At 60.2% G+C, this 24,450-nt stretch carries 27 protein-coding genes; 11 read left to right on the plus strand and 16 right to left on the minus strand.

Going from position 1 to position 24,450, the window contains the following annotated elements:
* Positions 1–53: 53 nt before the first annotated feature.
* The 3 genes from ACR0CU_RS04505 to ACR0CU_RS04515 all read left to right on the plus strand — a co-directional run bounded on the left by ACR0CU_RS04505 (position 54) and on the right by ACR0CU_RS04515 (position 2,447).
* Positions 54–890 carry a glycosyltransferase family 25 protein gene (locus ACR0CU_RS04505; RefSeq protein WP_170445640.1) on the plus strand — a complete coding sequence of 279 codons (837 nt, stop codon included), beginning with the start codon at positions 54–56 and terminating at the stop codon, positions 888–890.
* Between the two features lie 133 nt (positions 891–1,023).
* Complete coding sequence (locus tag ACR0CU_RS04510) at positions 1,024–1,392, plus strand: group I truncated hemoglobin (RefSeq protein ID WP_170338900.1); 369 nt, start codon at positions 1,024–1,026, stop codon at positions 1,390–1,392.
* Positions 1,389–2,447, plus strand: coding sequence for an adenylate/guanylate cyclase domain-containing protein (locus ACR0CU_RS04515; RefSeq protein ID WP_093961896.1), 1,059 nt, complete (start codon positions 1,389–1,391; stop codon positions 2,445–2,447). The genes ACR0CU_RS04510 and ACR0CU_RS04515 overlap by 4 nt, the downstream gene beginning before the upstream one ends.
* Positions 2,448–2,450: 3 nt before the next feature.
* Here the strand turns inward: ACR0CU_RS04515 and ACR0CU_RS04520 are convergent, their stop codons facing one another.
* The 11 genes from ACR0CU_RS04520 to guaA all read right to left on the minus strand — a co-directional run bounded on the left by ACR0CU_RS04520 (position 2,451) and on the right by guaA (position 12,904).
* Positions 2,451–3,065, minus strand: coding sequence for a TetR/AcrR family transcriptional regulator (locus tag ACR0CU_RS04520; protein ID WP_093961897.1), 615 nt, complete (start codon positions 3,063–3,065; stop codon positions 2,451–2,453).
* Positions 3,066–3,188: 123 nt separating this feature from the next.
* Positions 3,189–4,058 (minus strand): polyphosphate kinase 2, encoded by an 870-nt coding sequence (ppk2, locus tag ACR0CU_RS04525; protein ID WP_170357627.1) that lies wholly within the window; start codon positions 4,056–4,058, stop codon positions 3,189–3,191.
* Positions 4,059–4,107: 49 nt separating this feature from the next.
* On the minus strand, positions 4,108–5,007 hold the full coding sequence (locus ACR0CU_RS04530; RefSeq protein ID WP_254437529.1) for an alpha/beta fold hydrolase: 900 nt from the start codon (positions 5,005–5,007) through the stop codon (positions 4,108–4,110).
* A gap of 43 nt (positions 5,008–5,050) precedes the next feature.
* Positions 5,051–5,968, minus strand: a complete 918-nt coding sequence (gene metA / locus ACR0CU_RS04535; RefSeq protein ID WP_170445646.1) for a homoserine O-acetyltransferase MetA — start codon at positions 5,966–5,968, stop codon at positions 5,051–5,053.
* Between the two features lie 37 nt (positions 5,969–6,005).
* A complete protein-coding gene (locus ACR0CU_RS04540; protein ID WP_170403483.1) occupies positions 6,006–6,878 on the minus strand; it encodes an ATPase in 873 nt (290 codons plus the stop codon).
* A gap of 49 nt (positions 6,879–6,927) precedes the next feature.
* Positions 6,928–7,824: a DMT family transporter gene (locus ACR0CU_RS04545; protein WP_170445650.1), complete on the minus strand. Its 897-nt coding sequence runs from the start codon at positions 7,822–7,824 to the stop codon at positions 6,928–6,930.
* 130 nt (positions 7,825–7,954) lie between these two features.
* Positions 7,955–9,091 carry an OmpP1/FadL family transporter gene (locus ACR0CU_RS04550; RefSeq protein ID WP_170389895.1) on the minus strand — a complete coding sequence of 379 codons (1,137 nt, stop codon included), beginning with the start codon at positions 9,089–9,091 and terminating at the stop codon, positions 7,955–7,957.
* A gap of 142 nt (positions 9,092–9,233) precedes the next feature.
* Positions 9,234–10,139, minus strand: a complete 906-nt coding sequence (locus ACR0CU_RS04555) for a DMT family transporter (protein ID WP_480642541.1) — start codon at positions 10,137–10,139, stop codon at positions 9,234–9,236.
* A gap of 98 nt (positions 10,140–10,237) precedes the next feature.
* On the minus strand, positions 10,238–10,420 hold the full coding sequence (locus ACR0CU_RS04560; RefSeq protein WP_437436485.1) for a GMP synthase (glutamine-hydrolyzing): 183 nt from the start codon (positions 10,418–10,420) through the stop codon (positions 10,238–10,240).
* A gap of 38 nt (positions 10,421–10,458) precedes the next feature.
* A complete protein-coding gene (locus ACR0CU_RS04565) occupies positions 10,459–11,271 on the minus strand; it encodes a hypothetical protein (RefSeq protein WP_170445654.1) in 813 nt (270 codons plus the stop codon).
* Between the two features lie 73 nt (positions 11,272–11,344).
* Positions 11,345–12,904 carry a glutamine-hydrolyzing GMP synthase gene (guaA, locus tag ACR0CU_RS04570; RefSeq protein WP_170437349.1) on the minus strand — a complete coding sequence of 520 codons (1,560 nt, stop codon included), beginning with the start codon at positions 12,902–12,904 and terminating at the stop codon, positions 11,345–11,347.
* A gap of 82 nt (positions 12,905–12,986) precedes the next feature.
* Here guaA and ACR0CU_RS04575 point away from each other — a divergent pair, with 82 nt between their 5' ends.
* Together ACR0CU_RS04575 and ACR0CU_RS04580 are read left to right on the plus strand one after the other, a co-directional pair.
* The gene (locus ACR0CU_RS04575; protein WP_170445657.1) at positions 12,987–13,424 is read left to right on the plus strand and encodes a GNAT family N-acetyltransferase; all 438 of its coding nucleotides are present in this window, start codon (positions 12,987–12,989) and stop codon (positions 13,422–13,424) included.
* A gap of 140 nt (positions 13,425–13,564) precedes the next feature.
* A complete protein-coding gene (locus ACR0CU_RS04580; RefSeq protein WP_170445660.1) occupies positions 13,565–15,109 on the plus strand; it encodes a trimethylamine methyltransferase family protein in 1,545 nt (514 codons plus the stop codon).
* Here the strand turns inward: ACR0CU_RS04580 and ACR0CU_RS04585 are convergent.
* Positions 15,102–15,398 carry a DUF6477 family protein gene (locus ACR0CU_RS04585; protein WP_480642544.1) on the minus strand — a complete coding sequence of 99 codons (297 nt, stop codon included), beginning with the start codon at positions 15,396–15,398 and terminating at the stop codon, positions 15,102–15,104. The two genes, ACR0CU_RS04580 and ACR0CU_RS04585, sit on opposite strands and share 8 nt — an antisense overlap.
* A gap of 250 nt (positions 15,399–15,648) precedes the next feature.
* Between ACR0CU_RS04585 and ACR0CU_RS04590 the strand changes: the two genes are divergently transcribed.
* Positions 15,649–16,752 carry a DUF6456 domain-containing protein gene (locus tag ACR0CU_RS04590; RefSeq protein WP_170445665.1) on the plus strand — a complete coding sequence of 368 codons (1,104 nt, stop codon included), beginning with the start codon at positions 15,649–15,651 and terminating at the stop codon, positions 16,750–16,752.
* A gap of 60 nt (positions 16,753–16,812) precedes the next feature.
* Positions 16,813–17,736, plus strand: coding sequence for a LysR substrate-binding domain-containing protein (locus tag ACR0CU_RS04595; RefSeq protein WP_170445668.1), 924 nt, complete (start codon positions 16,813–16,815; stop codon positions 17,734–17,736).
* 48 nt (positions 17,737–17,784) lie between these two features.
* Here ACR0CU_RS04595 and ACR0CU_RS04600 read toward each other — a convergent pair whose 3' ends face one another.
* Positions 17,785–18,333, minus strand: a complete 549-nt coding sequence (locus ACR0CU_RS04600) for a peroxiredoxin (RefSeq protein WP_170445671.1) — start codon at positions 18,331–18,333, stop codon at positions 17,785–17,787.
* A 266-nt stretch (positions 18,334–18,599) separates the two neighbouring features.
* On the opposite strand from ACR0CU_RS04600, the gene lipA reads away from it, so the two are divergent.
* Both lipA and ACR0CU_RS04610 read left to right on the plus strand, forming a co-directional pair.
* Complete coding sequence (gene lipA / locus ACR0CU_RS04605) at positions 18,600–19,550, plus strand: lipoyl synthase (protein ID WP_005983549.1); 951 nt, start codon at positions 18,600–18,602, stop codon at positions 19,548–19,550.
* Positions 19,547–20,701 (plus strand): amidohydrolase, encoded by a 1,155-nt coding sequence (locus tag ACR0CU_RS04610; RefSeq protein ID WP_170445674.1) that lies wholly within the window; start codon positions 19,547–19,549, stop codon positions 20,699–20,701. Before lipA ends, ACR0CU_RS04610 begins: the two co-directional genes overlap by 4 nt.
* Here ACR0CU_RS04610 and ACR0CU_RS04615 read toward each other — a convergent pair.
* Together ACR0CU_RS04615 and hpt are read right to left on the minus strand one after the other, a co-directional pair.
* Positions 20,691–20,840 carry a hypothetical protein gene (locus ACR0CU_RS04615; RefSeq protein ID WP_170371009.1) on the minus strand — a complete coding sequence of 50 codons (150 nt, stop codon included), beginning with the start codon at positions 20,838–20,840 and terminating at the stop codon, positions 20,691–20,693. The genes ACR0CU_RS04610 and ACR0CU_RS04615 overlap by 11 nt on opposite strands.
* A gap of 47 nt (positions 20,841–20,887) precedes the next feature.
* Positions 20,888–21,430 (minus strand): hypoxanthine phosphoribosyltransferase, encoded by a 543-nt coding sequence (gene hpt / locus ACR0CU_RS04620; RefSeq protein WP_005983543.1) that lies wholly within the window; start codon positions 21,428–21,430, stop codon positions 20,888–20,890.
* 75 nt (positions 21,431–21,505) lie between these two features.
* Between hpt and ACR0CU_RS04625 the strand changes: the two genes are divergently transcribed.
* Positions 21,506–21,952, plus strand: a complete 447-nt coding sequence (locus ACR0CU_RS04625; RefSeq protein ID WP_170445678.1) for a type II toxin-antitoxin system RatA family toxin — start codon at positions 21,506–21,508, stop codon at positions 21,950–21,952.
* A gap of 38 nt (positions 21,953–21,990) precedes the next feature.
* Entirely contained in the window at positions 21,991–23,286 is a 1,296-nt protein-coding gene (locus tag ACR0CU_RS04630; protein WP_170445681.1) for an MmgE/PrpD family protein, read from the plus strand.
* On the opposite strand, the gene pyrC is transcribed toward ACR0CU_RS04630, so the two are convergent.
* The gene (pyrC, locus tag ACR0CU_RS04635) at positions 23,283–24,320 is read right to left on the minus strand and encodes a dihydroorotase (RefSeq protein WP_170445684.1); all 1,038 of its coding nucleotides are present in this window, start codon (positions 24,318–24,320) and stop codon (positions 23,283–23,285) included. The two genes, ACR0CU_RS04630 and pyrC, sit on opposite strands and share 4 nt — an antisense overlap.
* Positions 24,321–24,450 lie beyond the last annotated feature (130 nt).

A 24,450-nucleotide genomic window follows, 5' to 3' on the forward strand; every position in this document is an offset into this window, starting at 1 on the left:
CCAATAAAGCGGCGCGCGATGCGAAAGGACTTCCGGTGCAGATAACCCAGCAGATGGCAGGCGACAGCGTCTATTACATCAATCTGGACCGTGTGCCCGAGCGCCGAGCGTTCATGGAAGCGCAGTTTCTGAAGGCGGGCCTTGTGGGTGCACATAGGATTAGCGCCACGGATGCCAGTCAGCCTGGCGCGTTGGAGCAAAACGGATATGTCGCGGGAACGGGAACGCGCTGGGGTCTGACGACCAGCGAAATCGCCTGTTTCGAAAGCCATAGATCGGTTTGGCAGCGGATCGCCAATCGGAACCTTCCAGCCGCTGTCGTCTTTGAGGATGATGTGGAAATGTCCTCTGACGCTGGGCGGGTGATCACCGAAGTGCTGAACCACCCGGAAGCCTATGATTGCGTCAAATTGGATTACTCGCCCCGGTCACTGCGCTTTGGGCCGGAGACCGGGATCGGAAATGTCCGCGTGCGCCCAATGTTGGAAATGGCGCCAAGTGCGGCGGCCTATGTTCTGTCACAGGTAGGCTGCCGCAAATTGTTGGCATGGTCGCAGAGATATTCTGACCATCTCGATGACTTTCTGTCCTTGCCGCGCAGGGATTGGAACATGTTTCAGTGCTTTCCGGCTGTTGGTGTCCAGATGATCTGGTCGGGACGGCAGGAGCAGATCGACGAACCGGTCAAAAGCAGCGAACGAACCCAAAGCGCAGCCACAAACAGCGGATTGGACAAGGGCCCCACGTGGTTTCGGCTGCGGCGCGAGCTTCAGTCGGCCGGCCGCAAACTGAAATGGAAGCTGGGCGGTCAGGCGCGGCTTGTCCAGCGCGGAGGCTTGGTGGACTTCATTCCCTGTGCCGACGATCTGATCGTGCGCCCTTGGTCCTGAAGTCTTTGAGCCGATGTTGAAAAACCGAGCGGTTCCAACCATCCGCGCCGGTCGCAAAGCGCATAAACGTTAACAAAACTCTCGATTTGATATAACCTCACAGTGTTATTGCGCGATTTTTTGGGGTTTTGGTGTGGGTCAAACGATTTACGAGAAATACGGCGGGTTCAAAACCATCAGCCGGATCGTGATGACATTTTACGAAATGGCATTGGAATCGGATGAGATCGGTGGCTACTTCGAAGACATCGACATGCCTCGGTTGATCGATCACCAAACCAAGTTCGTTTCGTCTTTGGTGGGTGGTCCAGCGTCTTTCAGTGATGATCGGATCGAGGCCGTGCATCGCCACCTCAACATCAGCCACGATGATTTCGACGAGATGGCTACGCTTTTCGGTGAAGCCCTTTCAATTCATGGAATGACCGAAGATGACGTGCAGGTCGCGCTGGCTGCGATCGAAGGCAAAAGGGCGATCATCGTTGCCCGGGATGCGGCATGAGCATCCTGGCCATCAACGAGCATCTGCTGCGTGCCATCGGGGTCGGTGTAGCGGTATTGCGGGCCTCGGACCTGACCTTCGTGTTCCACAATGGTCCATTCGCCGAATGGTTCGGCAAACCCGAGCCCGGCCAGACACTTTTGGATATATTGCCGGATCTCGACCAGCGCGAACTGGATGACGTCAAGCAATCGGGCCTGCGATACTCGGCCGAGCTGCAGATGAAGCCCAAGCGCCGCACGCTGATCTTCGCGGTGACGATTTCCTTGGCCAACGGGATGGATGAGCAGGTTTTGGTTGTCGAATGTCAGAACATCACGAAAATTCGTGAGCTGGAAAGCATGATCGACAGCTATTCGACCATGGTCGAGCGCAACACCCGCGAGTTGGAAAGAGAAAAGGAGCGGGTCGAACGGCTTTTGCTGAACCTGATGCCGCGTGCGGTTTATGAAGAGTTCAAAACCTTCGGCGTGGTGACGCCTCAGCTGTATGATCAGGTTTCCGTGGTCATGCTGGATTTCGTCGGCTTTACGGACTTTGCGGCAAAAACAGACCCTACGGTCACCCTCAGTGAGTTGAATGACATCTTCACCGCCTTCGATCGGATCGTCGAACAGTTCGGGTGTGAACGGATCAAGACGATCGGGGACGCTTATCTTGCGGTCTCAGGCATGCCCGACGCCACGCCTGACCATGCCACGGCGGTTGCGCATTGTGCGGTCCGATTTCTGCGGTATCTGGAACGGCGCAACGAAAGTCATCCGCACAAATGGCAGGCTCGGATCGGGCTTGGCATGGGGCCCGCCGTTGGGTCCGTGGTAGGGATTCAGAAATACGTCTATGACGTTTTCGGACCGGCCGTGAATATAGCATCGCGGTTGCAGGTCTTTGCGAACCCCATGAACATCGTTGCCCCGGAAGAGATGAAATATGCACTGATCGATGAATTTCAGGTCTCGGATCTGGGTCCGGTCGACATCAAGGGGATGGGCATGATGGATCTGATCAATGTCACCTCACGGCTGAACGCACCGCATGCCAGCCGAATGTTCTGACGATCATTCGTCGGGCGGAACCAGCCCCAACCCTCTGAGGTAAATGCCGATCCCGGATTCCAGCAGGTCTTCGGGCGGGAAAGGCGAGCTGGCCCCTGCATTGCGGGCATAAAGCTCGACGACACCATGGCTCATCGCCCAGATATGCGCGCTGAACATAGACGCCGGTGGGCGCTTTTCCGGCGGAATGTGTTCTGAAAGATCGGCCGCAGCCATTTCCAGAACCTCCTTTGCACGGTTGGCGGCCAGCGCGAGCTCGGGCGTCCGGTTGACCGAGATTCCGCTTTCGAACATCGAGATGTAATGGCCGGGATGCTTGCGCGCAAACGCCAGATATGCGCGCCCGGTCGCTTCGAAAGCGGCCAGCGCCGAGGGCTGCCCCTTGTCATAGGCATACTGCATGAGGTCCGCGAACATCTCGAACCCCTGACGGGCCGCCTCGGCGATCAGATCCTCGCGACCCTGATAGTGTCGGTAAACCGCGGCTGGGGTGACGCCGGCCCGTTTTGCGGCCTCAGACAATGTGAAGCCGGTCGGACCTTTTTCTTCGATCAGCGAGAGGGCGGCGTCGATCAGCGCCTGTTTCAGATTTCCATGGTGATAGCCGCGTTTGGTCATTCCGACGGCACCTGCCTGTGGTTGCGTGCTCTTTTACCAACCAGACATAATGCACGCGGCGCAGCAGGTCCAATCCCCGGGGCATGATCGGAGGGGCCACCGCTTGACCAAAGGCGCCCTAGACTACGCATCCCAGATTTCCGGTCCGCCACAAATCATCGGGTCGGGCTCTCCAACGGCTTCGGCGTCCTTTTCGTCATAGTCCAAGGTCGACAATACCGCCCGGATTGCCGCAAGCCGGGCGCGCTTCTTGTCGTCCGAACGGATGATCGTCCAAGGGCACAAATCGGAATGGGAGCGTGTCAGAGTTTCGGAAATCGACTGCGTGTATTCATCCCATTTGCCCAGACCGGCGATGTCGATAGGGCTCAGTTTCCATTGTTTCAGCGGGTCATTCTCGCGCGCGAGAAACCGATTGAGCTGTTCTGCGCGTCCGACGTTGAGCCAGAACTTGAAAAGGTGAATGCCGTCATGCACAAGCCCGATCTCCAGCGGCATGACTTGCCTGAAGAAGCGTTCCCGCTGGTCTGCGGTACAGAATCCAAAGACGTTTTCGACGACCCCCCGGTTGTACCAGCTGCGATCGAAGAAAACGATCTCGCCGGCTGATGGCAGGTGCTGGATGTACCGCTGGAAATACCATTGGCTGCGCTCGGCGTCGGAGGGTTTGCTGAGGGCGACATTGCGGGCGCCACGCGGGTTCAGGTTTTCCCGGAATCGCTTGATCGTACCGCCTTTGCCTGCTGCATCCCGGCCCTCGAACACGATCGCGATGCGTTGTCCGGTTTCCTTGACCCATGCCTGCATCTTGACCAGTTCGATCTGCAGGGCCTCCATCTGATTGTCATAGTCCTTGCGTTTCATCCTCTCCTGATAAGGGTAGCTGGGGTTGAGGATGTCGCCTTTTTCAGCGTCTTCGATGGCCTTTCGCACGCTCTCGGGAGCGTCGTTCCGAAAGTAGCTGTTGATTGCTCGGTCCGCTGCACGGGTCATGAGTTGCCTCGCCATAAAATCCAGTTTCTACTATGGATTACGGGCGGGGTTAACGCAAACCCGCTCGTTCCGCGGCACGTTCGACCGCAGCAGCAACTTCCGGAGCGTCCACCACCTGCGGCATGTGCCCCATGCCTTCAAGTTCAATCAGCTCAGCGCCGGGGATTTGTTCGATCAGCCGCTCGGAATGCCAGTCCAGACCAACTGTCGTATCTGCCGTACCATGCACGATTTCGGTGGGCACCGATATCTCAGGGTAGCGCGGTTGCAGTTCGGCAACTTCGTCCAGGAGGTTGGCCCGTTGTTTTGCGTTGGCATGCATCGACGACCGGCGAAGCGTCAGGGCCGGGCCAAAGTGCTCGGCATAGCCTTCGGGTGCCGTCTGGGGGGCAAAGACCGTATCCAGGGCCTTGTTGACGTACCAGTCCGGAACGTAGGCGGTGATCAACGGCAGGACGAGAGCATTTCCCCAGGCGGTCGAGGCAATGCGGTTGAAGGAATCGAGCGGAGTCTCCCATGGCACCGCAGCCGGGGCGATCAGGACCAGAGCCGAGATGTTGTCCGGTCGCGTCACAGCCCAGGCCAGTGATACCGAACCGCCATAGCTTTGACCGGCGACGATGGGTTTGTCGGCCCCCAGCATCGCGGCAGCTTTCTGCAGGATTTCTGCCTGCTCAACGATGGTTTCGCCAGCCGCCGAGAAGCTCTGAGAATAGCCCAGCCCCGGCCGGTCGAATACAATGACCCGGAAGGACTTTGCCAGCAACGGCGCCAGAGCAAACGTCATGTCCCGGGTATTGCCGCTGGACCCGTGGATCAGGACGACATCTGGGCCTTCGCCCATCACGACGGCATGTACAGTAACGCCGTCGACATCCAATACCTGACCCTCTGGCGGAAACGCGGCCTCGGCCCGTGCCTCATGGCGTGCGGCAAGCCAAGCCGTCAAAGCCGCAAAAAGGGCCGCAAACAGGCCCAGGTATATCAACGCCTTAATGACCAATTTTCGTCATGTCGAAAGGAGTGGTCTGGTAGATCTCGTTGATCCAGTTTCCATACAACAGATGCGCATGGCTGCGCCACCGGTTCTGAGGCGTGCGGGACGGGTCATCGTCGGGATAATAGTTGATCGGCACGTTGATCGGAGTGCCATTGGCCACGTCCCGGTCGTATTCCTGTTTCAGGGTGTCACTGTCGTATTCGAAGTGATTGAAGATATACAGCGCCCGGTTCTGCCGATCTTCAACCAGACACGGACCGACCTCGTCGCTGCCCATAAGGGTCACAAGCCCTTCGGCAGCATCTATTTCATCCTGACGGACTTCGGTCCAGCGACTGACCGGGATCACGCAGTCATCCGAGAAACCTCGAAGGAAAGGCGAGGCCGGTGACAGGTTCCGATGCCGGAAACACCCAAACGCCTTGGCGTCCAGCATATGTTTTTTGACCCCATGAAAGTGATAGATCATCGCCATACCACCCCAGCAAACGCCGAAGGTCGAATGCACATTGGTTTGGGTCCATTCAAACACCTCGGTCAGTTCGTCCCAATAGGTGACGTCCTGAAACTCCAAATGCTCGATGGGGGCGCCGGTGATGATCAGGCCGTCAAATTTCTGGTCCTTCACGTCCTGAAAGGGGCGGTAGAACTCTTCCATGTGTTCGGCCGCGGTGTTTTTGGTCTGATGCTCTGTCATGCGGATCAGGGACAACTCGATCTGCAGAGGCGTCGCGCCGATCAATCGGGCAAACTGGTTTTCGGTCTGGATTTTCTTCGGCATCAGGTTCAGCAACCCGATCTTCAGGGGCCGGATGTCCTGCCGTGCGGCCTGATCCTCGGCCATGACCATGACGCCCTCTTTCGTCAGAACGTCAAAGGCCGGGAGGTCGGACGGAATCTTGATAGGCATGAGGCGGACTTTTCCAGTTTCTTCTGAAGCGTTCTAGTTAGGACGCCGCGGCGCGGGTCTCAAGTGTGCTCTCGATCAACTCATCGAAATCACGGGCATCCCGCACTTTGCCGATTGCGTCGGCGGTAACGGTGACCCCCCAATTCTCAGCCATGGATTGGTATCTGGGCTGACGGTGGGCCAGGGCGCGGGCATAGGTCCAGCGGATGAAGTCGTCGGGATTGACCTCTGCCTCGGCGCAGCCGTGCTGATCAAGGTATTCCTGCCAGGTGCGCGTGAGGAAATCGGCCTGATACGACATCGGTTTGGGAGCCTTGTCGAACCGTCGGATCAGTTCGGCGGTGTGATCGTCGTCACCCTTGATCCAGACCATCAAGGTCTGGCGCGACAGTTCCGACAGGACGTGGTCGGAAGGGTTGTCAGGGTCCACCCATTCGCAGATTGACCCGCCGGTGTCACAGATAAAATGCGGGTACCCGTACAGACGCTGAGCGCGGTCAATGAAATATTCGGTGTCCAGCAGAGCGTGGATTTCGGCCTGGCGGAACTGCTCTTGTCGACGCCGATATTCCGGCATCGCCAGCCCACCTAGGGCCGGATTTCCGGGCTTGCCCAGATAGGCGGCGACCGGCGTCAGGTTTTCGAACGAAATGTTGGAACCGATATAGATCGAGTCAGAGAGCAGCAGATCCCGCAGAAAGGGAACTTTCATGGCCTCAGCCTTGGCGTTGTCGGTGATGTATTCACCCATGTAACGCGTGCCAATTCGATAATCGATCGAGTAGTGGAACCAGTCGCCCGAGTCGCGAAGGATGTTCGACACATAAGTCTTGCCTAAGCCGGACATGCCGAAAAACAGCACCTTTTTGCGCGCCGCTTCGCGCCAGTCCTTTGCCGACCTGTAGATCATGTGCAACCGTCCCTTGTTTTGTCCTAGCTAAATCGGCCCGGCGATGGCGTCAATCTCGGCCGCGGGCTCGGCTTAAGATCAATAACCCCAATGCAAGGATTGCAAAGCCGATGAAGGCATTCGGGGCAAGGGTTTCGTGCCGGACATAGGCGCCGAGCAGAATGGCGACCGGAGGGATGATCAGGGTGACCAGCAGCAGGTTGCCGCTGCCGGCAGCGGCCAGAACCCTGTAGTACAGCAGGTAGGCCCCAGCCGTAGCGACGAGTGCGTAATAAGCTACGGCGAGCCAAGTTGTCATAGGCAGGTCGAACGATGGCACACCGTCGACGACCAGCATTACCGGCAGCATGACGATGGTTGACCCGCTCAGCATTCCCGCCGCCGCAACCTGCGGCGCCAGGCCTGACAAGCGCAAACGGGCCCAGACAGCCGCCAGCGCATAGGATAAGGTCCCCGCCAGAATGGCCAACTGAGCAGCGCTTTGCAGGCTGAACCCAAGGAAATTGTGCAATCCGATTGCGGTGGAAACTCCGCCAAAGCCAAGTGCAACGCCCACGGCTCGACGTTTGGTCAGTCGCTCGTCGGGAAAGAACGCAGCAGCAACCAGAACACCGAAGATTGCCGTGGCAGCGTTCAAGATCGAGGTCAGACCGGTGTCGACATACAATTGGCCCCAGGCCATCAGCGAGAAGGGCAATACGTTGTTCAGCAGACCCATGACCAGAAAAGCACCCCAAATACGCGGGTCCCTCGGTATCGTTTCTCGGCTGAGGAGAACGACGGCCCAAAGTGCAAGCGCGGCCCAGAAAACGCGATGAAACACGGCCGTCATCACAGGTATCGTGTCCAGTGCGACGCGGATCGCCAGGAAGGACGCGCCCCAGATCAGTCCAAGAAGAATGAGCTCGAACCAAGCAAGCGCGGAGAGGGATTTTTGTTGCGTCATGGCTATTTCTTGCATGTTTCTGTTTGCCTCAGGCGGAATACTTGCATTCGGCAATTCGGTAAGCGACCCGGATCATGCGAAAAACCCCGCCACAAGGGCGGGGTTTTCCAATTCTGTATGAGCGTATCCCTTAGTTCAGGGCGTAGGTCACCTGAATACCAACGCTCCACGCGCTGTTTCCAGAGAAGTTCGCCCGCGCCGCGGGGCCAGCACCGTCAGCGGTTGCGTCGCCCAGATCGGTATAGCGAACGCCGCCCGAAATCTTGGCGCGTTCCATCGAGTAGGTGCCGCCAAGGCCAATGCTCCAGAACCCGTCGGTCGGACCCAGGTTGGAAACGGGCTCATTGGTTGCCGATTCATAGCCAAGGGTCACTGCGCCCGAGAACTGTTCGGAGAACTGGTAGCCAAGACCCAGCGAATAGGTCCAGGTCGGATCGTCATAGTCCACCAGCGCGCTGGTCGGCGGATAGTTCGGGGGATCGTAAACCGTTTGCGGCCAATCGACCCAGCGGATCGATCCGAACAGCAGTGTCTTGGGGGCAACGCCGGTCTGGAAGTCCAGGTTCACCGATTGCGGAGAAACGACCTCGCTGGAAGTGTCGAATGTCGCCACGGTTCCAGGCGGGATCGGCGGGATCGGGATTGGGTTCACCGACTCCGTTTGCGACAGGTCATGGGAAATTTTCGAGTTGTAGGTCAGCGCCACGCGCGCTGCGATCTCGGGCTTTTCCCAAGCCACACCTACGACGTAACCCAGCGCGGTATCCTTGTCGGCATTCACCTCGTAACCAGCCGCCGCCGGCACGGCAACGTCAGCGCTGAGCCGCTGAATACGCAGACCACCGATGGCGCTGAAGCCGCCGTCGAACTTGTAGCGCAACAAGGCAGTAATTGCCTCTGTGTCGGCTTTCGCGCGCAGAACGTCAGTGCGACCGCCCGGGATCGGATTCTGCGAGAGCGGGTAGTTCGAACCGTAGGCGATATCGGCACCGAACGGTTCGTCATAGATCAGCGCAAAGTCGAGCTGGTCGGTGAAGGCGTGCTTGTACGCGAGATGAGGCGAGAAGAAGTCGTTTGCAACGTTGCCCGAGTCCACGCCCAGCATTGTGCCGCTTACGCTTGGGTTGGTGTAGCCCAGGCGAAACTGTACGACGGAACCTTCCTCAAAAATAATGTTGATGCCTTGCCCACTACGGTCGATACCGCCGGCATGAGCGGCGGTCGCCCCTGCACAAAGCACGCACGCCTGTAACAGCGCTTTCTTCATGTATTCCTCCCTTTTCACTATCCGGCGCCACAGTATTGTCTTGTGAGTGTCAGTGGCGGTGATTTCTGTGACCATTATTCACGGGGAGTTTAAAAAAACGTCAACCACTGACCATACGTTAGTTTCTGCCAGTGACCGAACGTCAGTTTTTGTGTGTGGTTTTTGCCAGAGTGCCCGATCCCGCGCGGCCTTCGGACCAGACATTCAGGAATATGCCCGAGAAAATCACGACGGCGCCCAGCATGGTCCACTGATCTAAGGGTTCGTGATACAGCAGCATCCCAACAATGGCGATCGTCGGCAGGCGCGCGAAATCAAAGGGAATAACGACCGTGGCCGGAGCGATGGCAAGCGCGTTTGTAATGCAGAAATGGGCCAGCAGGCCGGCCAGCCCGACCAGCAACAACAGGGGCGCGCTTTGAGCGGTTGGCAGGACGATCAGCCCGTCCGCTCCAGCAACAGCAAGACCCATTGCGGCCTGCATCGTAGTCAGCCAGAAAACGATGCATCCGATGCTGGCGAACCCTGTCAGTTTCTTCGTCGAAATCGTTGTAAGCGCAAAGAAAACAGCCGAGGAGGCCGCTGCAAGAACACCGGGCGTGAGCGGTGTGGCTCCGGGTCGGGCGACGATCAATATGCCTGCGAAACCTATGATTGCCGACATGACCCGCGTGGGTGTCAGGCGTTCGCCCAGCAGAAGCGGAGACAGGAGTACGACCCATATCGGTTGCGTAAATTCCAACGCAAAAACCTGCGCCAGCGGGATGACGCTGACAGCGTAGAACCACAGGTTTTGGCCCGCAAAATGCAACGAGTTTCGAACCGCATGCAGGCCCAGACGTTGTGTTGATACCTGGTGCCATTTGCCGGTTGCCGTCAAAACGGCCGAAACGACGATGACGCCGACAATGCTGCGGTACATCATGATTTCAAACGTGTCGTGCGTCAGGCTAAGCTCGCGCCCGGCAACGGCCATTGACGAGAACGAAGCGATCGCCCCGGTCATCCACAGCGCGGTTTTGGCAATCATCGATTTGCTATCGCGCATGTTTCGATCCTTGGGCTGAGCGTGCGTTTGGCCACCGAACCAAAACCGACGCCGGTTCACAACAACAAAAAAGCCGGGTCAGTGCCCGGCTTTTGGTGTCATTCCCATTCGATCGTGCCCGGAGGCTTGGAGGTGATGTCATAGGTGCAGCGGTTGATGCCTTTGACCTCGTTGATGATCCGGGTGGCGGTTTCGCCCAGGAACTCGTGGGTGAAGAGATAGTAATCGGCCGTCATCCCAACGATCTCATTTAATCTGCGAACCGATGAGAACTCCGGAATGAACTTATACGGTTCTTTCTTGCGGACCTGCTATGCTATCAGTGTTCCAGCTGACCCGTGACGCGGATAGAGCCTATTGCAGAATAGGTTGTCGGAAAACGATCCATGAGGTCCGGGGGGAGGTAAACGTAAGAGACTGGCGCGTTCCCGATCATCGCGGCGACGAGGCAAAAGGAACTCGGGGCTCCGGCCATGATGATTTCATCACTCTGTGCCAGAGAAAACAGATCCAAATACTCAGTCGGAACAACGGAGTTCCGGTCGCGTTTTGAAACGGTGGCTACTTGCGACAGGCTTTCAGCTACGCGTTCGGCTAGCGCGGGTTCTTCCGAAAAAACGCGTGTTTCTCCGCCTTTCTTTGTCTTTCTGTATGCGACGGCTTTTTTAATATTTATCTCAAGCTGTTCGCGGGACTTCAGAAAATGTGGCCCACCTTTGGGATCGATCCGATCGGTCCCCCGAATGTGGATCGCCGATAAGCTTTCATTGGTTTTTGCCGGCAGGTCAAACAGAGGCGCTATTCCCCGGGCGCTTTCGCGGAGTGAATCAGAATCGGTTTCCTGACGAAATGTGGGAAGTTCTTTGATCCCGAAACATTTCTGGTACCCGATTTTGTCCTTCACCCTTGCCAAGAAGACATTGCAACGGGTCGCCGTGTGCAAAGTCAAAAACGGACTGGCAACGGAAAACAGAAGAGGATAGCGCCGGTCATCGCGACCGTTCAGATTGTTGAACAGATACCTGATTGTGGTTTCCGTGCGCTTAGCATAGGCACAAAGGACAATAATTTCTTCCAGCCGGTTACCCAGACCATCGTTGCGGCCGATATAAGTGATCCCGTTTTGGGGCATGGTCAAACCGTTAAGGTTCCGCAATGAGTTGGAAACATGGAATTCGAGCAGGTCACGCTTCGGTTGCTCTCACTTATTCCCACTCGATCGTGCCCGGAGGCTTGGAGGTGATGTCATAGGTGCAACGGTTGATGCCCTTGACCTCGTTGATGATCCGGGTGGCGGTTTCGCCCAGGAATTCGTGGGTGAACGGGTAGTAATCGGCCGTCATTCCATCAACCGAGGTCACCGCCCGCAAGGCGCAGGCATAGTCATAGGTGCGCCCGTCGCCCATCACGCCGACTGTGCGCACCGGAAGGATCGCGACGAAGGCCTGCCAGATCTCGTCATACAGGCCGTGCTTGCGGATCTGGTCGATATAGATCGCGTCGGCCTCGCGCAGGATTTCCAGCTTTTCGCGGGTGATCTCGCCCGGGCAGCGGATGGCCAGACCCGGTCCGGGGAAGGGGTGGCGGCCGATAAAGCTGGGCGGCAGGCCCAGTTCACGGCCCAGCGCGCGCACTTCGTCCTTGAACAGTTCACGCAGCGGCTCGACCAGTTTCAGGCCCATCTTTTCGGGCAGGCCGCCGACGTTGTGATGCGATTTGATCGTGACTGACGGGCCGCCGGAAAACGACACCGATTCAATGACATCGGGGTACAGCGTGCCCTGGGCCAGGAACTCGGCGCCCTCGATCGTGTCGGCGTGTTTCTGGAATACGTCGATGAACAGCTTGCCGATGATCTTGCGCTTGGTCTCGGGGTCCGAAACGCCTTCGAGCTCGCCCAGAAACAGCTCGCTTTCATCCGCGTGGATCAGTTGGATGTTGTAGTTGTCGCGGAACATCGAGACGACTTCCTGCGCCTCGTTCTTGCGCAGCAGGCCGTGATCGACGAAAACGCAGGTCAGCTGGTCGCCGATCGCCTCGTGGATCAGGATAGCGGCGACCGAGCTGTCGACACCGCCCGACAGACCGCAGATCACCTTCTTGTCGCCGACCTGTTCGCGGATCTTGCGGATCATCTCGTCGCGATAGGCGCCCATGGTCCAGTCGCCCTTGAACCCGGCCAGCTTCACGAAATTCTCGTACAGTTTTGCGCCCTTGGGGGTGTGGTGCACCTCGGGGTGGAACTGAACGGCATAGAAATGGCGGTCGGTATCGGCGGTGATCGCGAAGGGCGCGTTGGGCGAGGTGCCGAACACCTCGAACCCTGGTGCGATTTGGCTGACATGGTCGCCGTGGCTCATCCAGACCTGTTCGTTGCCATCGGTGAACCAGCCCTCGAGCAGGTCGAGCTTGCCGCGCGGCGTCACGAATGCCCGTCCGAACTCGGCGGTGCCGTGGCCGCTTTCGACCTTGCCGCCCAGCTGGTGCATCATGACCTGCTGGCCATAGCAGATGCCCAGGATCGGAACGCCATACTCGAATATCTCTTGCGGGACGCGCGGTGATCCCTCGCGGGTCACGCTGTCCGGCCCGCCCGAAAAGATGATGGCGCGCGGGGCCATGTCACGCACGAAATCCGTCGTGACGTTCTGGTAGGGGTGGATTTCGCAATAGACGTTCAACTCGCGCAGGCGGCGGGCGATCAGCTGCGTTACCTGGCTGCCGAAGTCGATGATCAGAAGGCGGTCATGGGATGTCTCGGTCATACCCGGCCTTTAGGTCGGAAGCCTTGCATGTGCAAGCGCCTTGACGTCATTTGGCGGGAAAGAGTGACGCGGAGCGCATTGAATGACCGGAATTTCGCTCAGAAGGGCTGTGGCAACCGATGCGGAGCCCATCCGCCGATGTATCGAAGCGGCCTATGCCGCAGCGCGCCAGTCCATTTCCGACCTGCCGGATGTGACCGAGGGGGTCGAGGAGGACATTCGCGACCGGAACGTCGTTGTGGCTGTGGATGAAACATCCCTGCAGGGTGTCGTGTTTTTTGGTTTCGAAAAAGAAACCGCGATGATCTTTAATCTGGCCGTTTCACCGGATGCGCAAGGGCGGGGCATTGCTCGTCGGCTGCTCAATTTCGTCGCGACAGAGGCTCGCGAAAACGGGGTTCGGAACATGCGCCTGACAACCCACCGCCTGATGGCGGACACCCGCGCGATGTACCGTCATCTTGGGTGGCAGGAGACCGGGCACGAGGGGAACAAGGTCTATTTCAGCAAACCAACCTGACGCCCCGCAAGGCCTGTTGCTGGTGCTGGATAGCGCGGAATATGTCGCTTTTCCCCCTATTGCGCCGGAATCCACATCTGATGAAGTCGCGGCATCTTGTAACAAGCAATCCAATCTAAACTTTCACACGGGATCATCTCATGACAGAGGCAAGCACCCGACGCAGAGCGCGTGGTGGCGGAGGCGCCGCCCGCCGGGCCGAGCGTACCGCGGTTCGGATCGAAACGGCGAAGTATATCGAACGCAACATTCCGAACTTCGAGATCCTCAATGACGAAGCGTTGGAGATCATCGAGGCCAATGCGGAAACCGTGCTGGAGGAGGTCGGCGTCAATTTCGTCGACAACCCCGCGGCGCTGGAACGCTGGCGCGATGCCGGGGCCGAGATCGATGGTGAGCGCGTTCGCATTCCGCGAGGTCTGGCCCGCGAACTGATCAAGACCGCGCCCAAGGAATTCACGCAGCACGCGCGCAACCCCGAAAAATCGGTGGTAATCGGCGGGCGCAACCTTGTGCTGGCGCCGGTCTACGGACCGCCTTTCGTGCGGGACGCACAGGGTGGCCGCCGCTATGCCACGATGGACGATTTCAACAAGTTCGTGAAACTGGCCTACATGTCCAAGTGGCTGCACCACTCGGGCGGCACGGTCTGCGAACCGACGGACGTTCCGGTTAACAAACGTCATCTGGACATGCTGATGGCGCATATGACGCTGTCTGACAAACCCTTCATGGGGTCGGTAACCGATCCCAGCCGGGCGCAGGATTCGGTCGAGATGTGCGAAATCCTGTTCGGCAAGGAGTTCGTGCAGGAAAACACCGTGATGACCTCGCTCACCAACATCAACTCGCCGATGACGTTCGACGACGTGATGATGGGGTCGCTGGAAGTCTATGCGCGCAACAATCAGGCCTGCATCATCTCGCCCTTCATCGTGGGCGGCGCGATGGCCCCGGTTTCGGTTGCTGGTACTCTGACGCAGGTGCTGGCCGAGGTGCTGGCCGGCATCGCCTACAGCCAGATCATCCGCCCGGGTGCACCGGCCATTTTTGGCGCATTCGTGTCGTCGATCGACATGAACTCTGGTGCACCGACTTTCGGCACGCCCGAAGCCGCGCACATCACCTATGGCGCCGGTCAGTTGGCGCGCCGTTTGGGTGTTCCATACCGCTCGGCCGGGTCGTTCTGCGGGTCCAAGCTTCCGGACGCGCAGGCGGCTTACGAGACTGCGAATTCGCTGAACATGGGTCTGCTGTCAGGCGTCAACTTCATGTTGCATGCATGTGGCTGGCTCGAAGGCGGTCTGGTTGCGGACTTCGAAAAATTCGTCATGGATGCCGATCAGTTGGGAGCGCTTCATGCGTTGGCCAAAGGGGTGGCCTATGATGAAAACGCGCAGGCCATGGACGCGATTCGTGAGGTGGGGCCCGGTGGTCACTATCTTGGTTGTGCGCACACCCAGGCCAATTTCCAAAGCGCCTTCTGGAAGACCGACCTGCTGGACTACAAACCCTTTGAAACATGGGAAGAAGAGGGTGCGCGGGACACGCGCATGCTGGCCTCGGCCCGGGTCGAGCATCTGCTGGCCAACTACCAGCAACCGCAACTCGACCCGGAAAAACTGGCGGCGCTAACCGCCTATGTCGAGGAAAAGAAAGCGTCCATGCCCGACGCCTTCACTTGACGACATGAAGTTCCGGGGCGCGGCTGGCTTGATGCAGTCGCGCCTCACCAATCAGTGCGATCAGTAGATCAAGGTGGCGCACCAGCGAATACGCGGCGTCGCCCGAGCGTCGTTGGTCGTCGACGCTCCGCTCCATCTCCAACAGTCGCATCAAGGCCACTCCGGTTCCCGGTATCGCGCCATAGCCAAACAGGCGCTGCAAGTGGCGGTCACGGTCGTATTCCTGTGCTCCGACCTTGGCTGCCCGAGACAGCAGCCGCGGGCGGCGGAGGGCGGTGATCATAGTCATCACGTCCTGCATTTCGGCTTTCCTCTGTTCAATTTTGCCTGCAGCAATTTTGCACAACCCAAGCGGGTGTTGCCGTGACTGGGTTCGCGCCGAACGATGGTTTCACGACTGTTTATCTTTTTGAATCAATTCTGGTCAGAGCCGTTGGAGGTTAACGAACGAGTAACGAAAGCAACTCTAGGTAGATTTGGTTAACACTTTATCCGACGGCGGACAGTGGCAGTTTGGTTGTCGACGAGGGCGAATAACGATGGAAAACAGCACCGCATTCACCGTTCCAGCTTGGGTTCCCGAAGGGGCACAGCGATACCTGGCCCATACCGAGGCGGGACGGTCGATCCGGGATCTGGCGCGGTCGGCAGGGTGTCACGCGTCAACCATTCTGCGACAGATCCGAAAGATCGAAATGCGCCGCGACGATCCCTTGGTGGATAAAGCACTGCAGTCGCTTGCCGAAACACACTTTCCCGGGGCGGGGAATGAAGCGGCCTCTGGTCCCTTGTTCGGCGTCGGAAACGATCCTCATGGCATTCCCAATGCGGAAGACGAGGCGTTCGAGCGCGAGGCTTTGCGGGTGCTGCGGCGCCTTTGCGAAACGGGTGCGGTTCTGGCCGTGGCCGAGGACATGGAAAAGGCGGTCGTGGTCCGCGACAGCGGCGAGGGCGGTACAGCTCGGACCGCCGTTGTTGATTGCAAGACCGCTCAGGCCCTGGCTCTGAAGGACTGGATCGTTTGTGACAATCCGGGGCGCGTGTCGCGTTACCGGATCACGCAAATGGGCCGAACCGCATTAAGCCAGTTGATTGCCGATGCCGAAAACCGCGCGCGGACACAGACAGAATATGGCATGGCCGAGGCACCGGCGAAGTTCAAAACGCGCAGTCAAGCCGACAAGAAGCGCCCACGGCGCATCCGCTATTGCGCAGCGGAGAGCCCCCTGATTGCATTGTCGCGCCGACGCGACCGGGATGGAAAGCCGTTTCTGGACGAAAGCCTCGTGCGCGCCGGAGAGCGATTGCGCGAGGATTTCGAGCTGGCCCAGATCGGACCGCGGGTCACGCAGAACTGGGACCGGTTCCTTACCGCTGGCGGTCGTGCGGGTTTCGAAGGCGATGCACTGGTTGGGCGCGGGTCGTCCGAGGCGCGTGATCGCGTGGCTCGGGCTTTGTCGGATCTGGGTCCGGGTCTGAGCGACGTTGCGCTGCGGTGTTGTTGCTATCTGGAAGGCCTGGAACTGGCCGAGAAACGGATGGGCTGGTCAGCACGTTCTGGGAAGATCGTGCTACGCATTGCGTTGCAGCGGCTCAAGCGCCATTACGAGAAGCAAGCAGAGTGTGACAGATTGATCGGCTGATACACCTTTGTTTCGATTGGCCGGAGTTGCGGAAAACGCAGCAGGTGATAATCAGGGGTTATGAATTTTACCCTCAGACAGCTGCAATACTTCCGCGCCGTGGCCGAGCAGCGCAACTTTGGCCGGGCCGCTCAGGTGTGTCATGTGTCTCAACCAGCACTATCGGTGCAGATCCGGGCGTTGGAAGACATCATGGGTGGGCCACTGTTTGAAAGGCGCGCCCGTGATGTTCTGCTGACACCGTTGGGACGCGATGCACTTGAGCAGGCACGGCGCATTTTGGGCGCGGCCGAGCGGTTGGATCGGTTCGCGCGTGACAACTCCACCGGGCATCGCAGTCTGTCGGTCGGCTTGATCCCGACGGTCGCACCGTATCTGCTGCCGGGTGTCTTGGCAGGTCTGCGGTCGGCGGATGTGTCCCTGCGCGTTCAGGTACGCGAAGCGCGCACCGAACGGTTGCTGTCGATGCTGAAAGCGGGCGAGATCGACGCCGCCGTACTGGCCCTGCCGGTGGGCGCGCGCGGCCTGGACGAGGTGCCGTTGTTCGAGGATCGCTTTCTGCTGGCTGGCAGCGAGACTCGCCTGAACAGCCTGACCGTCAGCCCCGACGCTCTGCGCCCGATCGACCTGAACGCGGCCCAACTGATGCTGCTGGAAGACGGGCACTGCCTGACGGATCAGGCGCTTGAGGTGTGCGGGCAGGACCGGACCAGCGCCCATATCAACATGGGCGCATCGTCTTTGGCCACGTTGTCGCGGTTGGTGGCCGAAGGGTTCGGCCTGACCTTGATTCCCGAGTTGGCGGCGCGTTCCGAGGCCGATGCCGTGCCGGGGCTGAAACTGCTGCGGTTCGGCGCCCCGGAGCCCGCGCGGCAGATCGGCCTCGTGCGGCGCGATTCGTCGGATGGGGCGGAGTGGTTCGATCAACTGGCCCAGGTGATCCGGCAGGTCGGCGAAAACATCGTTTCAGAAACCCGGAACTGAAAAGGGCCCGCGCGCGGCGAGCCCTTCGAATGGAGGCTGGTTGAAGGCTCAGGCCATTTCGGGCTGCTGCGCTTCTTCCAGGTGCTTCATCAGGTTTTCGGGCGACGAAACGCCATAGGGGTCCTCGGGGCAGTTGTCCATCAGGCCGGGCTCTTCGAACCAGGCCTCGACCACACCGTTGTTGATGATGGCGGCATAGCGCCACGAGCGCATACCAAAACCCAGATTGGCCTTGTCGACCAGCATGCCCATCTTGCGGGTGAACTCGCCCGAGCCATCGGGGATGACCTTGACGTTCTTCAGCCCCTGATCCTGCGCCCATTTGTTCATGACAAAGCTGTCATTGACCGACATGCAGTAGATCTCGTCGATGCCCTTGGCCTTGAACGCCTCGTAGTTGTTCTCGAACCCCGGCAGTTGGTAGGTCGAGCAGGTGGGCGTGAACGCACCAGGCAGCGAGAACAAGATGACCCGCTTGCCTGCGAAGTAGTCGGCCTTGGTCTTGTCTTCCCAGCGGAACGGGTTGGGCCCTTCGATCGAGTCGTCGCGCACGCGGGTGTGGAATGTCACGTCGGGCAGCTCGGCTCCGGTTTTCATGGGGCATCTCCTGTGATTCACATTTGTTCGGCCCGTGGGTTAAAACGATTCCAAACCGGCTTCAACACGGGATGTGCTGCGTTTGCGAATATCCTCTTGTCTGCGGAAATCATGTCGAAATTTGCGTTGATCTCCTAGAAAATCGCGCTCCTATTTTGCATCTGCGAAACGCTGACGCATGGCTGCTATGCACGGCTGGCGTAATACATCCGACCGGTTTATGTTATGCACCAACCAAATTGACCCAAAGTCAGGAAACCGGCCCCGTGCGCGATCTGAAAATCCCTGAACAACGTCACCCGGAAAAGGCGCATAAGCCCGACAATGCGCAGCCGAAAAAGCCCAACTGGATCCGGGTGAAGGCGCCCGGCGGTAAGGGCTATGCCGACACGCGCCGGATCATGCGCGACAACAACCTGGTCACCGTCTGCGAAGAGGCCGGCTGCCCGAATGTGGGCGAATGCTGGAGCCAGGGCCACGCGACCATGATGATCATGGGCGAGATCTGCACCCGCGGCTGCACCTTCTGCAACATCGCCACCGGTCGCCCCGATGCGTTGGATGCGTTCGAACCGGGCCGGGTGGCCCATGCGGTGGAAAAGCTGGGCCTGAACCATGTCGTCATCACCTCGGTCGACCGTGACGACCTGGCCGATGGCGGGGCCGAGCATTTCGCGCAGACCATCCGCGCGGTGCGTCACCGCTCGCCCAAGACCACGATCGAGATTCTGACCCCGGATTTCCTGAAATGCGATCCGTCGGTTCTGGAAACCGTGGTCGCGGCCAAGCCGGACGTGTTCAACCACAACCTTGAAACCGTGCCGGGCCTGTACCCCGAGGTGCGCCCGGGCGCGCGCTATTTCCACTCGCTGCGTCTGCTGCAGAGGGTCAAGGAACTGGACCCGTCGATCTTCACCAAGTCGGGTATCATGGTCGGACTGGGCGAGAACGAACAGCAGGTGCGCCAGGTCATGGACGACATGCGCGCCGCCGATATCGATTTCCTGACCATCGGCCAGTATCTGCAGCCCACGCCGAAACACCATCGCGTGGACCGCTTTGTCACGCCCGAAGAGTTTGCGGCCTATGAAAAAGCCGCCTACGGCAAAGGGTTCCTGATGGTTTCGGCCACGCCCTTGACCCGGTCGTCTTACCATGCGGGCGATGATTTCGCGCGCCTGCGGGCGGCGCGGCAGAAAAAGCTGGGGCAGGCGTGACGCCCGAACGGCTCGCGCAACTGACTGCGCTGCGCCACGCTTTGCACCAACGCCCCGAGGTTTCGGGTGAAGAGGCTGAAACAGCGGCATTCATAGCCGAGCAATTGCGCGGTGTGACCGGCCGGGTTCTGACCGGGATCGGTGGGTACGGGGTCGCGGCCGTGTTCGACTCGGGCCAGCCGGGGCCCACCGTGGGCATTCGCTGCGAACTGGACGCGCTGCCGATTTTGGAGATGCCGGGCAAACCCTGGTACTCGCAGGTTCCGGGCAAGGGTCATCTGTGCGGGCATGACGGCCATATGGCCATGGTTCTGGGCGTCGCGCAGGACCTGGCGCAAACGCCCGTGACACGCGGTCGGGTCGTGCTGATCTTCCAACCCGCCGAAGAGACCGGACAGGGCGCGCGCGACTTTCGGAACGACCCGCAATACGCTGAAATGCAGCCGGATTTCCTGTTCTCCCTGCATAACCTGCCGGGGCTAGACCTGGGAGCGGTCGAGCTGTGCTCTGGCCCGGCCAATTGCGCCTCGCGCGGGATGCGGGTGCGGCTGACGGGCAAGACCTCGCACGCGGCGGCTCCGCAGGACGGCCTGTCGCCGGCCTCGGCCATGGCGCAGTTGATGCCGGCCCTGACCGCCTTGGGGCCGGGCGGAGAGCTGACCGAGGATTACGCACTGACCACCGTCACCCACGCCCAACTGGGGGCCCCGACATTCGGGGTGGCGCCCGGCGAGGCCGAGATATGGGTCACGCTGCGCACCGTCTCGGACGCACGTATGGGACAACTGGTCGATCAGGCCCAGGCGCTGGTCCGCAAGGCCGCCGCCGACGAGGGACTGGGTGTCGAGATCACCTATGACGACGTGTTCGACGCTTGTGTCAACCACCCCGAGGCCGTACAGATCCTGGCTCATGCCTGCGCCCAGGCCGGGGTGCAACCGCGCCTGACCACCGTGCCGCAACGGTTCTCGGAGGATTTCGGGCAGTTCGCCAAAGGGTCGAAAACGGCCATGTTCTGGCTGGGGGCCGGGGTAGACCATCCGCAACTGCACAACCCCGACTATGATTTCCCCGATGCGCTGATCCCTGTCGGCGCGGGTATCTTTCTGGCGGCAATCCGTCAGGTGTTGGACGCGCCGGTCACGGCCTGAGCTTGCGCGGCTGGCTGGTTGCCCAATCGGGCCACCAGCCCATGTATTCAACGCCGGCAATCACCAGACACAGCAGGATCAGGCCCAGCACCAGCTTGACCCGCTGGTCCGAGGGCGGATTGCGCGCCCATCGGGACATTCGCAGAAGGTGGCGCAGGATCATGGGGCCTCGAATCCGCGGCGGGATCAGTCTTCGGTAAAGCGGACCTTGCCGATGAAGGGCAGGTTGCGGTTGCGTTGGGCATAGTCGATGCCATAGCCCACGACGAATTCGTCCGGGATTTCAAAGCCGATCCAATCGGCGCGGAAATCAACCTCGCGGCGGCTGGGTTTGTCCAGCAAGGCAATCGACTTGAGCCGTTTCGGCTGGCGGCTGCGCAGCAGGTTGGTGACGTGGTTCAGCGTGTGCCCCGTGTCGACGATATCTTCGACCACCAGTACGTCGCGCCCTTCAATTGCGCCGCGCAAGTCCTTGAGAATGCGAACTTCCCGGCTGCTTTCCATTGAATCGCCATACGAGGACGCCTCGAGGAAATCGACCTCGATCGGAAGGTCCAGTTCGCGCACCAGATCGGCAATGAAGACGAAGCTGCCGCGCAGCAGGCCTACGACCACCAGCTTGTCGGTATCGCCGAATTCGCGGGTGATTTCGCGGCACAATTCCTCGATCCGCGCCGCGATGGCCTTGGCCGAGATCATCTCATCTATCACATATGCGCGCTGGCTCATGGCTGCCCCCTTGATCTTTGGCGCGCAACATACGACATGACGCGCCATTGTCACGTTTCAAATGCCCAGGTTGCCATGCCCACTCATTCGGAAACCCGCCACCTCCCATACAGCGCGCAGCAGATGTATGATCTGGTTGCGGAAGTGGCGAAATACCCCGAGTTTCTGCCCTGGTGCGCGGCCGCGCGGATCCGGCGGACCTATGCGGCGGGCGAGGCGCAGGTGATGGAGGCCGATCTGGTGATCTCGTTCAAAGTGTTCCGCGAACGGTTCGGCAGCCGGGTGACGCTGTACCCCGAGCAGAAGAAGATCGACACCGAATACCTGGACGGTCCATTCAAATACATGAAATCCGACTGGCATTTCGAAGACGCCCCCGAGGGCGGCTGCAACGTATCCTTCCACGTGGATTTCGAGTTCAAGAACGCCGTGTTGCAGGGCATCATCGGCGTGGTCTTCAACGAGGCGATGCACCGGATCGTGCGCGCCTTCGAGCAGCGCGCGGTCAGCCTCTACGGCTGAGGGTTTACCCGGCGCGGGTGCACGTTAGACTGCGCCGCATGACTGAATTCACACGCACTCTTTCCGAATTCGCCGCAGGCCCGGTCAAGACAACCGCGCAGGCGCGGATCGTCACGTCTCTGTCCGCGCTCGACTGGCTGGCGGTTGGGCGCGCAGGGGTCAATGAACCGGTCTCGCGCATCCTGCGAAGGATGGTGCTGGACGAAGGCGGGGCCAGACAGGCCACCCTGTTCGGCGGCGGGGCCGCGCCGATGCGCGCTGCGGCTTTGGTCAACGGCACGGTGTCGCATGCGCTGGACTATGACGACACGCATTTCGCCCATATCGGCCACCCCTCGGTGGCGGTGTTTCCCGCCGCGCTGGCCGTGGCCGAATGGCAGGATCAGCCCATCGTCGATTTGCTCGAGGCGGCCTTGGTGGGGATGGAACTGTCCATCCGCATTGGCCTGTGGCTGGGGCGGGGGCATTATCAGGTCGGGTTTCACCAGACCGCGACGGCGGGGGCGTTCGGAGCGGCCGTGGCGGCCGCCCGCCTGCTGGGATTCGATCCGGCGGCCATGCGCCGGGTTCTGGGGCTGACCGCGACCCGGGCGGCGGGCCTCAAGGCGCAGTTTGGCACCATGGGCAAGCCCTACAATGCGGGGCAGGCGGCTTCGGTCGGGGTCGAGGCCGCGCTGCTGGTGCAGCGGGGGTTCGTTCCCAATCCCGATGCTCTGACCGGCCCGTTAGGGTTTGGCGCGACCCATCACGGTGCCGATGGCACAGGCACAGCTCTGTCGGGGCTTGGGGATGAGTGGCTGTTCGAAAGCGTCAGCCACAAGTTCCACGCCTGCTGCCACGGGCTGCACGCCGCGCTCGAGGCGGCGCGCGATCTGGACATCGCTGAACCCGAGGTGGCCGAGATCAAGATCCGCACCCATCCCCGATGGATGAGCGTCTGCAATCAGACCGCACCGACAACCGGGCTGGGCGCCAAGTTTTCCTATCGGACTGTGATCGCGATGCAGGCGCTAGGATACGATACGGCCCTGCCTGAAAGCTACACGGACAAGGTCTGCGCCGATCCGCGCCTGCAATCGCTGCGCGACCGGATCACGGTCGAAGCGGACGAAACGCTGTCCGAGACCGAGGCCCGCTTGGCGCTGCTGCGGCGGGACGGAGCGCGGCGCGAGACGACCCACGATCTGGCCGAGCCGATCTCGATTTCCGAACGTGAGGACCGGGTCCGTGACAAGGCCGCCAAACTGATCGACGCGGACGACGCGGATGCGATCTGGTCGATGCTGCGCACCGGCGGGCGCGCAGCGGATCTGGCGAAGCGGCTGGTCAATTAGACCACGCGCCAGTGCAGCGGGAAGCCGGGGTCGAACACGGTGACCGGGCCATCGCGCGTTTCGATCTTGTCGGGGTAGGTGACCGGTTCGCCCTTCTGCAGGGTGATGGTCTGATCGTTGACGGGCAGCCGGTAGAACCTTGGCCCGTTGACCGAGGTGAACCCTTCCAGCTTGTCCAGCGCACCCGCGCGGTCAAAGACCTCGGCCACCAGCGACATGGTGTTCGTGGCGGTGAAACATCCCGCGCAGCCGCAGGCCATTTCCTTGTTGGCATCCGTATGCGGGGCGCTGTCAGTCCCCAGAAAGAACCGTTCGTCGCCCGAGGTCGCGGCATCGACCAGCGCCTTGCGGTGCTCTTCGCGTTTGGCAACGGGCAGGCAGTAGTAGTGCGGCTTGATCCCGCCCACAAGGATGTGGTTGCGGTTGATGATCAGGTGATGCGCGGTGATCGTGGCGCCCAGGTCGGTTTCGTTCGCGCGCACATACTCCACGCCGTCGCGGGTGGTGATATGCTCCATCACCACGCGCAGGCCCGGCGTGGCCTTGCGGATCGGGTCCAGAACGCGGTCGATGAACACCGCCTCGCGGTCGAAGATGTCGATCTCGGCATCGGTAACCTCGCCATGCACGCAGAGCGGCAGGCCGATCTCGGCCATCCGGTCCAGCACGGGGCGCACCTTGTCGAAATCCCGCACACCCGAGGCCGAATTGGTCGTGGCCCCGGCCGGGTACAGCTTGACCGCCTTGACCAGACCGCTGGCATGGGCCGCGGCCATGTCGTCGGGGTCGGTATCCTCGGTCAGGTACAGGGTCATCAACGGCTCAAAGCTCATGCCTTCGGACAGGGCGGCCAGGATACGGTCGCGATAGGACGCGGCCTGAGCGCCGGTGACCACCGGGGGCACCAGGTTGGGCATGATGATGGCCCGCGCGAAATGGCGGGCGGTTTCGGGCAGGACGGCCTGCAGCATGGCGCCATCGCGCAGATGCAGGTGCCAGTCATCGGGGCGGCGGAGCGTCAGAGTATCGGTCATGGCGCCGGGCTAGCACAGGCCGGCCGCACGGGAAAGTGACAACAAACCTTGTCAGGCGACCAGATTGCCGCAAGTCCCGGAAAGATCACGGTCTTGACGCGCAGCGGCAGCCATGACCTGTTGTGCCAAG

It is taken from the genome of Ruegeria sp. BC2, assembly GCF_056539245.1.

Coding starts and splice junctions, on each gene's coding strand:
- ACR0CU_RS04505 (WP_170445640.1), top strand. CDS start 54: ATGGCAGGCGACAGCGTCTATTACATCAATCTGGACCGTGTGCCCGAG.
- ACR0CU_RS04515 (WP_093961896.1), top strand. CDS start 1,389: ATGAGCATCCTGGCCATCAACGAGCATCTGCTGCGTGCCATCGGGGTC.
- ACR0CU_RS04520 (WP_093961897.1), bottom strand. CDS start 3,065: ATGACCAAACGCGGCTATCACCATGGAAATCTGAAACAGGCGCTGATC.
- ppk2 (WP_170357627.1), bottom strand. CDS start 4,058: ATGACCCGTGCAGCGGACCGAGCAATCAACAGCTACTTTCGGAACGAC.
- metA (WP_170445646.1), bottom strand. CDS start 5,968: ATGCCTATCAAGATTCCGTCCGACCTCCCGGCCTTTGACGTTCTGACG.
- ACR0CU_RS04540 (WP_170403483.1), bottom strand. CDS start 6,878: ATGATCTACAGGTCGGCAAAGGACTGGCGCGAAGCGGCGCGCAAAAAG.
- ACR0CU_RS04545 (WP_170445650.1), bottom strand. CDS start 7,824: ATGACGCAACAAAAATCCCTCTCCGCGCTTGCTTGGTTCGAGCTCATT.
- ACR0CU_RS04550 (WP_170389895.1), bottom strand. CDS start 9,091: ATGAAGAAAGCGCTGTTACAGGCGTGCGTGCTTTGTGCAGGGGCGACC.
- ACR0CU_RS04555 (WP_480642541.1), bottom strand. CDS start 10,139: ATGCGCGATAGCAAATCGATGATTGCCAAAACCGCGCTGTGGATGACC.
- ACR0CU_RS04565 (WP_170445654.1), bottom strand. CDS start 11,271: ATGCCCCAAAACGGGATCACTTATATCGGCCGCAACGATGGTCTGGGT.
- guaA (WP_170437349.1), bottom strand. CDS start 12,904: ATGACCGAGACATCCCATGACCGCCTTCTGATCATCGACTTCGGCAGC.
- ACR0CU_RS04575 (WP_170445657.1), top strand. CDS start 12,987: ATGACCGGAATTTCGCTCAGAAGGGCTGTGGCAACCGATGCGGAGCCC.
- ACR0CU_RS04580 (WP_170445660.1), top strand. CDS start 13,565: ATGACAGAGGCAAGCACCCGACGCAGAGCGCGTGGTGGCGGAGGCGCC.
- ACR0CU_RS04585 (WP_480642544.1), bottom strand. CDS start 15,398: ATGACTATGATCACCGCCCTCCGCCGCCCGCGGCTGCTGTCTCGGGCA.
- ACR0CU_RS04590 (WP_170445665.1), top strand. CDS start 15,649: ATGGAAAACAGCACCGCATTCACCGTTCCAGCTTGGGTTCCCGAAGGG.
- ACR0CU_RS04595 (WP_170445668.1), top strand. CDS start 16,813: ATGAATTTTACCCTCAGACAGCTGCAATACTTCCGCGCCGTGGCCGAG.
- ACR0CU_RS04600 (WP_170445671.1), bottom strand. CDS start 18,333: ATGAAAACCGGAGCCGAGCTGCCCGACGTGACATTCCACACCCGCGTG.
- ACR0CU_RS04615 (WP_170371009.1), bottom strand. CDS start 20,840: ATGTCCCGATGGGCGCGCAATCCGCCCTCGGACCAGCGGGTCAAGCTG.
- hpt (WP_005983543.1), bottom strand. CDS start 21,430: ATGAGCCAGCGCGCATATGTGATAGATGAGATGATCTCGGCCAAGGCC.
- ACR0CU_RS04625 (WP_170445678.1), top strand. CDS start 21,506: ATGCCCACTCATTCGGAAACCCGCCACCTCCCATACAGCGCGCAGCAG.
- ACR0CU_RS04630 (WP_170445681.1), top strand. CDS start 21,991: ATGACTGAATTCACACGCACTCTTTCCGAATTCGCCGCAGGCCCGGTC.
- pyrC (WP_170445684.1), bottom strand. CDS start 24,320: ATGACCGATACTCTGACGCTCCGCCGCCCCGATGACTGGCACCTGCAT.